This is a genomic window from Uruburuella testudinis (assembly GCF_022870865.1).
In the GTDB taxonomy this organism is placed as follows: Bacteria; Pseudomonadota; Gammaproteobacteria; order Burkholderiales; family Neisseriaceae; genus Neisseria; species Neisseria testudinis.
Map to the genome: position 1 here is coordinate 54725 of NZ_CP091508.1, position 14290 is coordinate 69014.

The 14290-nt window shown below is 50.1% G+C and carries 12 protein-coding genes and 1 pseudogene; 4 read left to right on the forward strand and 9 right to left on the reverse strand.

The features are described from left to right. Positions 1–123: 123 nt before the first annotated feature. A pseudogene (locus LVJ83_RS00240) lies at positions 124–894 on the forward strand (IS256 family transposase, variant Zn-binding type); the annotation flags it as partial. A 78-nt stretch (positions 895–972) separates the two neighbouring features. Here the strand turns inward: LVJ83_RS00240 and mnmE are convergent. From mnmE to LVJ83_RS00270, 6 genes are all read right to left on the reverse strand, one after another. Continuing rightward, positions 973–2340, reverse strand: coding sequence for a tRNA uridine-5-carboxymethylaminomethyl(34) synthesis GTPase MnmE (gene mnmE / locus LVJ83_RS00245; RefSeq protein WP_244785208.1), 1368 nt, complete (start codon positions 2338–2340; stop codon positions 973–975). Positions 2341–2633: 293 nt separating this feature from the next. Continuing rightward, positions 2634–2963 (reverse strand): zinc ribbon domain-containing protein YjdM, encoded by a 330-nt coding sequence (locus LVJ83_RS00250; RefSeq protein WP_244785209.1) that lies wholly within the window; start codon positions 2961–2963, stop codon positions 2634–2636. A gap of 319 nt (positions 2964–3282) precedes the next feature. Further along, positions 3283–4368: an AOC03_06830 family ribosome hibernation factor gene (locus tag LVJ83_RS00255; protein ID WP_244785210.1), complete on the reverse strand. Its 1086-nt coding sequence runs from the start codon at positions 4366–4368 to the stop codon at positions 3283–3285. 300 nt (positions 4369–4668) lie between these two features. Further along, positions 4669–4995 carry an FKBP-type peptidyl-prolyl cis-trans isomerase gene (locus LVJ83_RS00260; RefSeq protein WP_244785211.1) on the reverse strand — a complete coding sequence of 109 codons (327 nt, stop codon included), beginning with the start codon at positions 4993–4995 and terminating at the stop codon, positions 4669–4671. Positions 4996–5238: 243 nt separating this feature from the next. Further along, positions 5239–6021, reverse strand: a complete 783-nt coding sequence (gene ygiD, locus LVJ83_RS00265) for a 4,5-DOPA-extradiol-dioxygenase (RefSeq protein WP_244785212.1) — start codon at positions 6019–6021, stop codon at positions 5239–5241. A gap of 308 nt (positions 6022–6329) precedes the next feature. Further along, positions 6330–6563 carry a DUF2061 domain-containing protein gene (locus LVJ83_RS00270; protein WP_244785213.1) on the reverse strand — a complete coding sequence of 78 codons (234 nt, stop codon included), beginning with the start codon at positions 6561–6563 and terminating at the stop codon, positions 6330–6332. A 238-nt stretch (positions 6564–6801) separates the two neighbouring features. On the opposite strand from LVJ83_RS00270, the gene LVJ83_RS00275 reads away from it, so the two are divergent. Beyond that, entirely contained in the window at positions 6802–7755 is a 954-nt protein-coding gene (locus tag LVJ83_RS00275; protein WP_244785214.1) for a D-2-hydroxyacid dehydrogenase, read from the forward strand. A 149-nt stretch (positions 7756–7904) separates the two neighbouring features. Here LVJ83_RS00275 and gnd read toward each other — a convergent pair whose 3' ends face one another. After that, the gene (gnd, locus tag LVJ83_RS00280; RefSeq protein ID WP_244785215.1) at positions 7905–9353 is read right to left on the reverse strand and encodes a decarboxylating NADP(+)-dependent phosphogluconate dehydrogenase; all 1449 of its coding nucleotides are present in this window, start codon (positions 9351–9353) and stop codon (positions 7905–7907) included. A gap of 483 nt (positions 9354–9836) precedes the next feature. Between gnd and ggt the strand changes: the two genes are divergently transcribed. Continuing rightward, positions 9837–11594, forward strand: coding sequence for a gamma-glutamyltransferase (ggt, locus tag LVJ83_RS00285; protein ID WP_244785216.1), 1758 nt, complete (start codon positions 9837–9839; stop codon positions 11592–11594). Between the two features lie 546 nt (positions 11595–12140). Beyond that, positions 12141–12413 carry a PH domain-containing protein gene (locus LVJ83_RS00290; RefSeq protein ID WP_244785217.1) on the forward strand — a complete coding sequence of 91 codons (273 nt, stop codon included), beginning with the start codon at positions 12141–12143 and terminating at the stop codon, positions 12411–12413. A 62-nt stretch (positions 12414–12475) separates the two neighbouring features. Here LVJ83_RS00290 and LVJ83_RS00295 read toward each other — a convergent pair whose 3' ends face one another. Together LVJ83_RS00295 and lpxC are read right to left on the reverse strand one after the other, a co-directional pair. Further along, positions 12476–12721, reverse strand: a complete 246-nt coding sequence (locus tag LVJ83_RS00295) for a hypothetical protein (RefSeq protein WP_244785218.1) — start codon at positions 12719–12721, stop codon at positions 12476–12478. A 202-nt stretch (positions 12722–12923) separates the two neighbouring features. Continuing rightward, on the reverse strand, positions 12924–13841 hold the full coding sequence (gene lpxC, locus LVJ83_RS00300; RefSeq protein ID WP_244785219.1) for a UDP-3-O-acyl-N-acetylglucosamine deacetylase: 918 nt from the start codon (positions 13839–13841) through the stop codon (positions 12924–12926). Positions 13842–14290: the final 449 nt, after the last annotated feature.

The window sequence follows — 14290 nt, forward strand, 5'->3', positions numbered from 1 at the left end:
GAAACAAAAAAGGTGCTGAAAATAGCTGAAAGCCGTATCCTGTAAGGATTTCAAGGATTCAAAGGTTTTGAATACAAAAAATGCCCTTTTTGCCGCTCAAACAAGGCCAAAAAAGACGGCAAACAAACTGCCAAACAGCCCGCAGAGCATTTTCATTGCAGCAGAAAAACCATCACCCGGCATTTAAACAAGGTCAAAACCAAAGCTGATTTTGCGGCACCGTCAGCCATCAACCTGATTATGGATACCACCTATTTCGGCAGATGTTTTGGTGTGATGATTTTGTTTGACAGCATCAGCCAACAGGTTTTATCGGTTAATGAAGTAAAATATGAAACCAATGCGCTTTATGTTGATGCAGTCTGCAAAATCAAAGAAAAAGGCATGGCAATACAGAGCATTACCTGCGACGGCAGGAAAGGGTTAATGCAGATGTTTCCTGAAATTCCGGTGCAGTTGTGCCAATGCCATCAGGTTAAAACGGTTAACTGCTACCTGCCCCGTAAGCCTAAAACCATAGCGGCACAAGAATTACGGGAAGTGGTATTGGCATTGAAAAGCAGCAACCGTCTTCATTTTGAAGACGCTTTAACCTGCCGGTTTGAGAAATATAAAAGCTTCTTAAACGAACGCACTGTTCATGCAGAAACAGGCAAGTCCCATTATACGCACAAAAAGCTCAGAAGCGCGTATAACAGCTTAAAACGAAATATGGGCTATCTGTTTACCTTTGAACAATTTCCTGAATTGGGCATCCCTAAAACAAGCAATATGTTGGAAGGCTGCTTTGGGGATATGAAGCAAAAATTACGTTGCCATCAAGGCATGAAAAGGATAATAAGATTAGGTTTATTAAAGATTATTTCTCTAAAAAACGGTCTTAACAGCACCTAAAATGTCCCTTAGAGCAATATCTCTTAAAAATAGCACCTTTTTTGTCCCTTACGCCCAAATGTCCAATAGGCCTGTTTTTTATTTGCCGATGCAGAAACGTGAAAAAATCACGCCGAGCAAATCATCGGCGCTGAATTCGCCGGTGATTTCGCTGCATGCCGATTGTGCCAGTCGCAGGTGTTCGGCCAGCAATTCGATTTGGTTGTGGCTGCACAAGGCGGCGTTTTCCAGCTCGGCGGCGGCCTGATTGAGGGCGTGCAGATGGCGGCTGCGGGCGAGAAACAGGCTCTCGCTTTCGCCCTGCCAGCCGATTTGCTGCAACAGCGCCTGTTTGAGCCGCTCGAGGCCGGTTTTGTGTTTGGCCGAAAGTTTGATCAGCGTGTCGGCGCCGCTTTGGGTGTGGATGCCGTCTGAAAGCATTTCGGCGGTTTCGCCGGTAAGGTCGATTTTGTTGTGGATTTCGATTTTTTTCATCGCCGGCGGCAGGCTCTCGAGAATGGTGCGGGTGGCGGCGTTGATGCCTTCGCGCGGGTCGACCAGAATCAATGCCACATCGGCTTGCTGCACGGCTTTGCGGCTGCGCTCGATGCCGATTTTTTCTACTACGTCATCGGTTTCGCGCAAGCCGGCGGTGTCGATGATGTGCACCGGCACGCCGTCGAGGGTAATTTGTTCGCGCACGGTATCGCGGGTGGTGCCGGCGATGTCGGTTACAATCGCCACATCGTCGCCGGCCAGCGCATTGAGCAGGCTGGATTTGCCCACGTTGGGCGCGCCCACCAGCACCACGTTCATGCCTTCGCGCAAAATCGCGCCCTGCTCGGCGCCGGCCAGCACTTGGGCAAGCTGCGATTGCAGTGCGGCCAGCTTGCCTTTGGCATCGGCGGCTTCGAGAAAATCGATGTCTTCTTCGGGGAAATCGAGCGTGGCTTCTACCAGCATGCGCAGGGTAATCAAATCGTCTACCAGCTGATGAATGTGCTCGGAAAACGCGCCCTTGAGCGAACGTAAGGCCATGCGGGCGGCGGTTTGGCTGCCGGCATCAATCAAATCGGCCACGCTTTCGGCCTGCGCCAAGTCGAGCTTGTTGTTGAGAAAGGCGCGTTTGGTAAATTCGCCCGGCTCGGCCAAACGCGCGCCCAGCTCTAAGCAGCGCTGCAACAGCATCTGCATCACCACCGGCCCGCCGTGCCCCTGCAATTCGACCACGTCTTCGCCGGTAAAGCTGGCGGGGGCGGCAAAATAAAGCAGCAGGCCGTTGTCGATTGCTTGGCCTTCCGAATCAAGAAAATCGGTATACAGCGCCACGCGCGGTTTGGGGGTTTTGCCACCGCTGAGGGTTCGCGCCAAAGGCAGCAAATCTTTGCCTGACAGGCGGATAACGCCCACGCCGCCGCGGCCGGGGGCGGTGGCGATGGCGGCAATGGTAGGTTGGGGTGCAGACATCGGATATTCCGTAAACCAATAATGTGCGGTTATTATATATCAAGGCCGTCTGAAAACGTTTGTTCAGACGGCCTTTTCTCCAACCGGCGCTTATCGGGTGAAATTTCCTTATCAACGAATGGTTAGAAAGCTAGGGTGTCCTGACCATTCAGAATGATTCAGATTTTTTGTGATAAAAATGCAGACGCAAGGCAAAAAACACAGCAAGATTAGAGCATCTTGCGAGGCTTTTTAACGCAGCAGATGCGTTTTCAGGGGCAAAATACACCCGTAAATCGAATTGTCCGGGCACCCTAGGCCTTTTTCACAAATTCCGATTTCAAATTCATGCTGCTGCCGTCGATTTTGCAGGCAATGTCGTGATCGCCTTCTTGCAGGCGGATGCCTTTGACTTTGGTGCCTTGTTTGATAACTTGTGAAGAACCTTTGACTTTCAAATCTTTAATCAGCACCACGGTATCGCCGTCTGCCAATGCGGTGCCGTTGGCGTCTTTAATCACAAGGCTTTCTTCGGCGGTGCTGTCGCCTTCCTGCCACTCGTGGGCGCATTCGGGGCACACCAGTTGCACACCGTCGTGGTATGTGTATTCGGATTGGCATTGCGGGCAGGCGGGCAGGTTCATGGTGGTTATCCTTTTTTTGCATGGGTATTATTAGGTAGGAAGGCGGCGGATAAAGGTGTGCTAATGTATCGTTATATGAGGGGATTTTTGCTCCTGGAAATGCAGATGCCGGGCAAAAAACACAGCAAGAGGCATCTTGCGAGGCTTGTTAACGCAGCAGGTGTGCTTTTAGCGCAAAAAAGATGATGATATATGATACATCAGAAAACCCTAGGGTAATTTATCCGAAAGGGCTTATTATAACGGATAAACATGCAAATAGAGAGGCCGTCTGAAAACGCTTTCAGACGGCCTCTCTATCTCATATCATTAATCATGATTAATAGCGGGTAATCACGGCCATTCCGCGCATGGGGTTGATGGTTTTCAGGCTGCCGTTATCAACAAATTTCACTTGGCCGCCGGTGGCCAGGGTTTTTTCGATGATTTCGTCAACGATGTCTTGATAGCCGTTGCCGCCTGCCGATTCGGCCAGCAGCTCGGTAATTTCCCGGCCGTCGGTGCTCACTTCGGCGGGAATATGCAAATCTTCTTCCACCACCAACACTTCGGCACGGCCGTCGGTAACGGCTTGCCAGATTTCGTTGAGTCCGCCGACAAACAGATTATTGCTTTTGGCGTTTTCCAGCTCGGCAATCACTTTTTGACGCGCCTGAGCCAGTGCATCTTTGATTTGCGGCCAAATGCGTTGTGCCAGCTCGCGGGTGCCGTCGCTGTTGTGGCCGCTGTTGATATACAGCATCACTTGGCTGCTGTTGCGCGCGCCTTCTTTAAAATGGCCGATGTTGCGGTCGACGCCGACCACCACAATGGGGGCGGGAATCTGTTTTTGCGCTTCGGTCAGCGCTTCGCCGACTTCGCGCATCTGATCGGTAATCATTTGGTCGCGCACGTGGCTGATGTCTTGGTTAACAGCGGCTTCGGGTATTTCTTCTTCAAGGGTAAAGGGAAAACCGTAGGCTTCCACTTCATCAAGCGCGTCTTTATGGCCGACAAACAGGCGGGTGCCGTTTTCGCTCAACACGGTAAGCAGATAAAGCGGGCTGCGGTTGAGGGCATAAACCAAATCGCGGGTGAGAAAATGATCGGCAATGGTTACACGCTCGGGCAGGCAGAAAGGCAGATGGAAAAGCTCGGTATAATCGGCGCTGGCAAAAATGACCAAGCCGTCAAGATTATAGCGGTGGCTCACGCTGTCGGCCAGGCGGTTGATGCCGGCAGCAACGGCGGCGGCTTCGCGTTTGCCGTAATCCTGCTCCAAGCGGTTTACAGCTTCATTCACCAAATTTTTCAGGCGGATGGCATCTTTTTCATTGTCGGGATACGTGCGGTTGGTGGGTAGCGTGATGGTGACGCTGGGGGTGGCGTGCATGCTTTGAATATTTTTAATGATGGCTAAATTCATGTTTCTCCCTCTATGTGTATTTTAATCGGGTGCAACTGCCCAAAGCTGTCAAGCATTAACGTAAGGGCTTGTTGTTATTTAGATTTACATGCACAGCCGGCTTTCTTCAAGCCCTTTTAATCTTTTTAACAATAAAACAGGCCGTCTGAAAGCGGGGGCAAAGCCGGTTAACCGGTGCTTTGCCTGCTTTCAGACGGCCTGTGGACAACTATAGGGAAAAGTGTTTGAAAAGCTTGTGTATTAACCATTTAAACTTATGTTTTATCATAAGTTTTTACACACCTGCCCATAAGTGGATAATTATTCGTATACTTTCAGCAGCTCCACTTCGAAAATCAGTGTGGCATTGGGCGGAATCACGCCGCCGGCGCCGTGCGCGCCATAGCCCATTTCCGGCGGAATGGTCAGCTTGCGCTTGCCACCTTCTTTCATGCCGCCGAAGCCTTCGTCCCAGCCTTGAATCACTTGGCCGGCGCCCAATACGATGGTGAGCGGTTGGCGGCGGTCGAGGCTGGAATCGAATTTGCTGCCGTCTTGCAGCCAGCCGGTGTAGTGCACGGTGATTTCTTTGCCTTTCACAGCTTCTTTGCCGTGGCCGGTTTCGATATCTTCAATAATCAGGTTCATATTTTTACTCAAGCGTCGGGGTTTTTGCGGGCACCTGCTGCCGGGTATGTTTGCCGGCAGCAGGCAGATGGGGCGGCGCGCAGCCGCTAGGGTATCTTGACCATTCGGAATTATTTTGAATGGTTAGGACACCCTAGCGACATTTTATGTGCAAATTCAAATCAAGTGCAACGGTTTTGCTGCAATCCATTTACCTATTACCCGGTAAAACCAACGCAACCGGGTTATTTTGATGAATGGGTATTATCCGACTTGCACACAAGTCATATCCAATGAGCCGCCGACAAAGCCGGTATTGAAGATATCGAGCGCATCATCGTTTTCCTGCAAGGCCAAAATATACAGCAGCGGCAGATAATGCTCTGCGGTCGGGATGGCTTTTTGCACGTCGCCGCCCAACGCCCGATAGTTTGCCAGCGCATCTAAATCGCCCGACTTGACCAGCGCCAGCAAAATTTCCTGCGCCCGCACCGCCCAATCGTAAGCAAATGGTTCATCGGCGCGCTGCCTGTCCATCAAACGCAGATTGTGGATTAAATTGCCGCTGCCTAAAATCAAAATGCCTTGTTTGCGCAACGGTTTGAGCTGTTTGGCCAGCTCGATGTGCTGCTGCATGCTCAAATTTGCATCAAGGCTCAGCTGCACCACCGGGATATCGGCTTGCGGATACATATGCTTCAACACCGCCCAGGTGCCGTGATCCAAACCCCGTTTGTTGTCTGCCGCAACAGCCGGCTGGCTGATTTGTTGCTGCACTTGCTCTGCCAACTGCCTGCTGCCCTTGGCCGGGTAGCGTACTTGGTAAAGGGCTTTCGGAAAGCCGTAAAAATCATAAATCAGCTCATGTGCGTCTGCCGTTGTTTCTGTCACGCCGTCTGAAACCCAATGTGCGGAAACCACCAAAACTGCTTCCGGCTTCGGCATCTGCTGCGCCGCGCGCCGCCATTGCGGGGTAAACGGGTTGTCTTCAAGCGCCAGCATCGGCGAACCGTGCCCGATAAAAATCGCCGGCATTTTGTTGCTCATCATCATTCCTTATTGATTGCAATAATGTAGATGTCGGGCAGTATATAAATAAACCAATGAGAAATAAATAATGATTTTATTGATAGATACTTTCCTAAAAAGAAAACCTAACCGTGTGTACGATAAAGTTTTTCTTTTCACAGAGCTGGCGATTAGTGTTGCTGTAGCAGATTTTGCCTCGAAAGCATATTGGTAATCACAGCCGGAGCACGGCTGTTTTTGAAAACAGCCGTGCCGGTTTGCGCATCCGCCCTTTCCAAGCTGCTGAAAATGGGGCAAGATGGCTGCAATAGGCAGGTTAATCAGATTCAGTTGCCCACGCATTGATGCAGCGGAAATTTGCCTTTTTTACGGCGCGCCATAATGCCTTTTTTGCGCTCGTAGCGGTTCCAGGCTTTTTCATGAAAATAAAACACCACCGTGTTGGCCATCGGCTCAATCAATGCCACTGCACTGGAAATACCGATGCTGCCGGTTAACAGATAAGCCACGCTGAAGGCCACGCTGAAATGCAAAATGGCGAAAGTGATGGTTTTTAACATAATGTGCTTCCTTTTTGGTTTGGAGGCCGTCTGAAACCCTTCATTCAAAAAGTAACCTTACCGCACCGGCTCGCTGCCTTGTTTGCTTACTTTTTTGAATGGGTATGAAACGGCAAGACAAACTGCTGTTGTTTCGATAAGCAAATAATAATGATTATCATATGAAAAGTACAGTTGATTATTTTTATTTACATTTAAAATTTTTCTATCAGATATTTTATTTCAATAAGAAAGGATGATGATGAGCCTGAATATTGCTGTATTAGAGCGTGAAACCTTGGCAGATCGGCCGTTTGGCTTTGATTTTGAACATAAATTGCGCGAATTCAGCAGCACTGAATCGGCTAATACCGCTGCCTGTATTGCCGGTGCCGATGTGCTGATCAGCAACAAAGTTCCGATTACCGCCGAGCACATCGCCGCTAATCCTCAGCTCAAACTGATTGCCGTTGCCGCTACCGGAGTCAACAATATCGACCTTGAAGCCGCCCGCAGCGCCGGGGTAACCGTATGTAATATCCGCGCTTACGGCAACGAATCGGTAGCCGAACATGCTTTTATGCTGATGATTGCACTGATGCGCAACCTGCCCGCTTATCAGCGCGATGTTGCCGCCGGTTTGTGGGAGCAATCGCCGTTTTTCTGCCATTTCGGCGCGCCGATGCGTGATTTGAACCGCAAAACGCTGGCCATCTTCGGCCGCGGCGGCATCGGCAATACGCTGGCGGGTTACGCTCGGGCCTTTGGTATGAATGTGATTTTCGGCGAACACAAACATGCCGACCGCGTGCGCGAAGGTTATGTTGCTTTTGATGAAGCCATCCGCAACGCCGATGTGGTGTCGCTGCATTGCCCACTCAACGAACAAACCGCCGATATGATTGATGAAGCCGAATTGCAGCAGATGAAGCCCGGCGCCATTCTGATTAACTGCGGCCGCGGCGGCCTGGTCAATGAAACCGCGCTGGTGGCGGCTTTGAAATATGGCGGGCTCGGCGGCGCCGGCTTTGATGTGCTCACCGAAGAGCCGCCGCGCAACGGCAATCCGCTGCTCAAAGCGCGGTTGCCCAATCTGATTGTTACCCCGCACATGGCTTGGGGCAGCCAGGAAGCGCAAAACCGGCTGTTTGATATTTTGGTGGATAACATCAATTGCTTTGTTGCGGGTAAGCCGCAAAACGTAGTGGCATAATGCAGATAAAGGTAATCATCCGCTCAATCCGGCAAGCTCGGATTTGTGGATAATATTGTGGATAAGATAAGGCCGTCTGAAACAAAATATTTCAGACGGCCTTATCTTTAAAACCAAACCGATTAATCGATGCGGTTTGCCGACATTAATCAAACATCATAAGTGGTGGATGCGGTATCGCCGCCTTTGCCGGTCCAGTTGGTGTGGAAAAACTCGCCGCGCGGTTTGTCGGTGCGCTCATAAGTGTGGGCGCCGAAATAATCGCGCTGGGCTTGCAGCAGGTTGGCAGGCAGGCGTTCGGTGGTATAACCGTCGAGGAAGGTTAATGCCGAAGCCATGCAGGGCATGGGGATGCCGGCTTCGATGGATTTGGCCACCACTTTGCGCCAGGCGCTCATGCAGTTTTCTAAAATATTGCGGAAATAGTTGTCGGCACCGAGGAACACCAAATCGGGATCGGCTTCATAAGCATCGCGGATATTGCCTAAGAAAGCGCTGCGGATGATGCAGCCTTCGCGCCACAGCAAGGCGGTGTTGCCGTAATTGAGCGCCCAATCGTTCACTTCGCTGGCTTCGCGGATCAGCATAAAGCCTTGTGCGTAAGAAATGATTTTTGAGGCCAACAAGGCTTCGCGCAGGGCTTCCACCCATTCGGTTTTGCTGCCTTCAACCGGTGTGACGCGGCTTTCAAACAATTTGGCGGCGGCAACGCGCTGATCTTTAAATGCGGATACGCAACGGGCAAACACGGCTTCGGAAATCAGTGTCAGCGGAATGCCGAGGTCGAGCGCGTTGATGCCGGTCCATTTGCCGGTGCCTTTCTGACCGGCGGTATCGAGAATTTTTTCAACCAGCGGTGCGCCGTTTTCATCTTTAAAGCCCAGGATATCGGCGGTAATCTGAATCAGGTAACTGTCGAGCTCGGTGGTGTTCCAGAGTTTGAAAATTTCGTGCATTTCGTCATGGTTCAAGCCCAGGCCGTCTTTCATAAACTGGTAGGCTTCGCAAATCAGCTGCATATCGCCGTATTCGATGCCGTTGTGCACCATTTTCACAAAATGGCCGGCACCTTCGCGGCCGACCCAGTCGCAACACGGCTCGCCTTGCGGTGTTTTGGCGGCGATGGCCTGCAAAATCGGTTTCACATGCGGCCAGGCTTCTTCGTTGCCGCCGGGCATAATTGAGGGGCCGTGGCGGGCGCCTTCTTCACCGCCGGATACGCCTGCGCCGACAAAACGAATGCCTTTTTCGGCCAGCTCGCGGGTGCGGCGGGTGGAATCGGGATAATTGGCATTGCCGCCGTCGATGATGATGTCGCCTTTATCTAAAAGCGGCACCAGTTTTTCAATGAATTCGTCAACCACCGCACCGGCACGCACCATCAGCATGATTTTGCGCGGGCTTTCAAGTTTGCTGACCAATTCTTCTAAAGAATGGGCGCCGATAACATTGCTGCCTTTGGCCGGGCCGTTGAGAAAATCATCCACTTTTGAAGTGGTGCGGTTGAAAGCGACGACTTTGAAACCTTTGTCGTTCATGTTGAGAATCAGGTTCTGACCCATTACGGCCAAACCGATAACGCCGATGTCGCCTTTCATCAGGGTTCCTTCTGTTTGTGATGTTTATAGCCTTTTACTTTAACCGATTGATGGGCAATAAACAATGTTGGCTTTTCTTGTGTGTTGTTATTTAAAGAAAAATCTTTAGTGCCCAGATTTTGCTTTTCAAACCCGCGAAAATTTGGCCGTGTATGATTATTATGATTAATTTATTTAATTTAAAGATATAGATAATGAAAGCCGGTTTTTATTGTGGATAAATCAGATTCACTTTATTTTTCAAAAGAATAGGCCGTCTGAAAGTGTGGGGGAAACCATTGCTCCGATAGGTGGATAATTGTGGATAAACTTTCTGCTTTAGGAAAATCTGTGGATAAAGCTATGCCTATACACAGCTTTCAGACGGCCTTATGCCCATTCGGCAAAATTATCCGCCTGTTGCATTTTTAAACGGTATCGATGATGCTTGAAGCCGTCTGAAAAAATCACGTATAGTGTGGCATTGTTTAAAGGAGCATCATCATGCAGATCAAACCGGCTTTATATGCGGTGTTGGGCGCGTTGGCTTTGGCGGCTTGCGCATCAGCACCCCAGCAACCAACCACCGGCGGCGCGGGCGATTTGGCGCCTGAGCAAGGCAGCGGCCGTGTCGAGCAAAATCTGGTACACGCCAAAAACTTTATGGCCGCATCGGCCAACCCGCTGGCCACCGAAGCGGGCTATCAGATACTCAAACGCGGCGGCAGCGCCATTGATGCGATGATTGCGATGCAGACCACGTTGAGCCTGGTTGAGCCGCAGTCTTCCGGTTTGGGCGGCGGTGCATTTTTGGTGTATTGGGACAACTCAGCCAAAAAACTGACTACTTTTGATGCCCGCGAAACCGCGCCGCAAGGGGCAACGCCGCAGTTGTTTATGGGTACCGACGGTCAGCCCTTGAAATTTATGACGGCCGTGGTGGGCGGCCGCTCGGTGGGCACGCCGGGTGTGCCCAAACTGATGGAAGATGTGCACAAACGTTACGGTAAACTGGCGTGGAACAGTTTGTTTGATTACCCGGTCAAGCTGGCGGAAGACGGCTTTGAAGTGTCGCCGCGCATGGCTGCATCGATTGAACAAAACCGGCAATATTTAAGCCGCTATACTGCCACGGCGGCATATTTTCTGCCCGGCGGCGAGCCGTTGGCGGCAGGCACTTTGTTGAAAAATCCGGCATTTGCCCAAAGCGTGCGCCTGCTGGCCAAAGAAGGCAGCGCACCGTTTTACAGCGGCACACCGGCACGCAATATGGTAAGCGCTGTGGCGGCGGCGGCCGATAATCCGGGCAGCCTGAGCCTGGCCGATTTTCAAAAATACCGCGTGGTGGAGCGCGCCCCGGTGTGCAAACCTTACCGTGAATACGAAATCTGCGGCATGGGTGCGCCTTCTTCGGGCGGCATTGCGCTGGGGCAGATTTTCGGTATTCTGCAAAACCACGATATGAAAGCTTCCGGCGCCGATAAGCTGCAAAGCTGGCGCTGGCTGGGTGATGCTTCGCGGGTGGCTTTTGCCGACCGTGATTATTATGTCGGCGACCCCGATTTTGTAGACGTGCCCGTGCGCCCGATGCTGGATCCGGCTTATCTGAAACAACGTGCCGATGAAATCAATGCTGCCGATAAAGCGCTGGAAACTGTTAACCGCGGCGATTTCAACCGCCGCTACAGCCGTGGCACCCCCATCGAGCTGCCGTCGACCAGTCATTTGGTGATTGTGGATAAAGAGGGCAATGTGGTGTCGATGACCACATCTATCGAAAATGCTTTCGGTTCCACCCTGATGGCCAACGGCTACCTGCTCAACAACGAGCTTACCGATTTTGCTTTCAACCCGGCCGACAGCACCGGCAAAGTGGTGGCAAACAGCGTTGCACCCGGCAAACGCCCGCGCTCTTCTATGGCGCCGACCATTGTGTTGAAAGACGGTAAACCTTATCTGGCCGTGGGCTCGCCCGGCGGCAGCCGCATCATCGGCTATGTGGCTAAAACGCTGGTGGCGCATATCGATTGGGGCATGGATATTCAAGAGGCCATCGATTTGCCCAATATGCTCAACCGCGGCAGCGCTTATGAAGTGGAAGAACACACCGCCGCTGCCGATATGGCGCCGGGCTTGGGGCAGCTGGGCTATAAAGTGCAAATCCGCGATTTGAATTCGGGTGTGCAGGGGATTGTGATTCAGCAAAACGGTTTGCAGGGCGGCGCCGACCCGCGGCGGGAAGGGAAAGTGATGGGGGATTGAATTAAATCCTTCACTGCAATACAGATTAAGGCCGTCTGAAGAAAATTTTTCAGACGGCTTTTTTTATGCTTATCTGTATGCTTTTTTAGCCCATTCACAAAAGTAAGCCAACAAGGCGGCGAGCCGAAGACAGTACAGTGAGTATGGGGCTGGTTGACTTGGTGCTTCAGCACCTTAGCGAAAGCAGTCCTCTTCGAGCTCAGGCGAGCCACCGCCGTTAGGTTATTTTTGTGAATGGATTACATTGTTTCCGGGGTTTTCTGCCGGCTGTTGTGCTTCAACAATTGCTCAAATCTGCTTAAAAATATCATTTTTTGACGTTTATTTACCTACAGAGTATTATAATTTACAATTTGTTTGTATATTGATTGTTTTAAAGGTGATGCTGATGGCAAGCTATATTGAAAATAATTTGGGCAGAGATGAAGAGATTGTGTATAGAGCGCAGGTTTCATAGCTGTCGCAATATCGGAATTTTATTTTAGGTGTTTTTGCCTGATTTATTTTATCGGAATTATTTTCTTTATTGCGGCTGTTTTGAATGTAATGACCACGGAGCTTGCGCTGACCAATAAAAAAGTGATTGCCAAATTCGGCTTTATCCGCCGTTCTACGATAGAGCTGAATCTGGATAAAGTCGAGAGTATTTCTGTGGAACAGGGCTTTATCGGACGGATATTCAATTTCGGCTCAATTGTGGTTCGCGGCACCGGCGGCAGCCAGGCACCGATTCCTTATATTGCACAGCCTTTGGAATTTCGCCGGCAGGTTAACGCACTTTTGGATAAAAAAGCAGATTTTAAAAAAATAACAGCTTGATTTTCAATATAAAAGGCCGTCTGAAACGAATCGGTTTCAGACGGCCTTTTATTATGGGAGTATCAGCGCGATTCGCTGCGGCGCAACGGACGATAGCTGTTGTCTGCTTGAGCTTGATTGTTGACGGCGGCAAATTTCACGCTGTCGTCGCTTTTGGCATTGTGGCGGTGCGGTTGCGGCACTTCGCGCACGACATTGCTCAAATCGCCGTGGGGATGATAGCCGTAGGGATAATTTTCAGTTGGCGCACCGGCTAAAGCGGCGGTGGCGGTCAGGCTTAATACGGCAGTCAGAATAATGTTTTTCATGATGATTTCCTTTAAATTGATGGTTTCTTGTGGGATGACGTTGCTTTGTCAATCAATGAGCGTATTGTATTTATTTTATATTGGTTGATAAATATCAGTTTTATTGAAACACTATTTACTATTTGGAAATATTAAAATCCATAAATAAAGGCCGTCTGAAACCGATTTGTTTCAGACGGCCTTTTGCCAATCTTTGTTTTATTCACGCCGCATCAGGCAGGCCGTGAAATGCAGCGGGCAAGTCTTCATCATTCGGAAACTCCACCCATTCGTAAGCACTTGGGTCAGCCAACACCGCGCGCAATAAAGCATTGTTGACGGCGTGGCCGGATTTGTAGCCCTCAAATGCACCGATAATCGGATGGCCGACAATATACAAATCACCGATGGCATCGAGGATTTTATGGCGCACAAATTCATCGGGATAACGCAACCCTTCGGGATTGAGTACGTCGGTGTCGTCAATCACAATCGCATTGGAGAGGTTGCCGCCGAGACCGAGGTTGTGGGCGCGCATCAGCTCCACTTCCTGCATAAAGCCGAAAGTGCGGGCGCGGGCGATTTCGTCTACATAAGATTTACCGGCAAAGTCGATTTCAAATGTGGGGTTGCTGCGGTTGAATACGGGGTGGTCGAATTCGATGGTGAGGGTAACTTTGAAGCCGTTATAGGGGGTGAAACGCACCCATTTGCCGGTTTCTTGAATTTCCACCGGTTTCAAAATTTTCAGAAAACGTTTTTGCACTTTTTGATCGACAATGCCGGCATCTTGCAGCAGATAGATAAACGGCAGGCTGGAGCCGTCCATAATCGGGATTTCAGGCGCATTGAGCTCGATTAAGGCATTATCGATGCCGTAAGCCGCCAATGCCGACATAATATGCTCAATGGTGCCCACGCGCACACCGTGTTCGGTTACCACAGTAGACGAAAGGCGGGTGTCGTTGATCAGATACGGCGTGAGCGCAATCATTTCGCCTTGTTCGCCGGCTAAATCAGTGCGGCGGAATGAAATGCCGCTGTTTTCGGGGGCAGGATGTAGGGTAAGCGCCACCCGTTCGCCGGAGTGCAGGCCGACACCGGTCACGCTCACCGATTTGGCTAAGGTTCTTTGCAGCATGGGTTTATCCTTATTCGGTATTTTGCTTGATAATACGATAAAACTGAATGACCAACATAATATTTTTAATAGTATTTACTTATGCAAAGCATTGGTGCCTGCATTTTATCGGGTTTTCGCTGATGTATAACTTCAGGCTGCGCCGGTGGATAAGTTGAGATTATCCACAACACAGATGCGGATTTTGCTTTTTATACATTTTATCCTGGTTTGGAACGGGGTTTATCCCTAAACTTTCATCTAAAGTAGCTTTTTGTTTTTTCATGTAAAAACAGCTTTATCCACAAGACACTGCCGCCTTCATCTAATATCATCTTTTTAATATTTAAATCTATATTTATAAAAGCGCACTAAATCATACCGTTCAGACGGCCTGTAAAACAGTACTTCATTCATTTGAAAAAATCAGTCGGTAAAAGAAAATGACACGCTTCAAATCATTGTTTGAA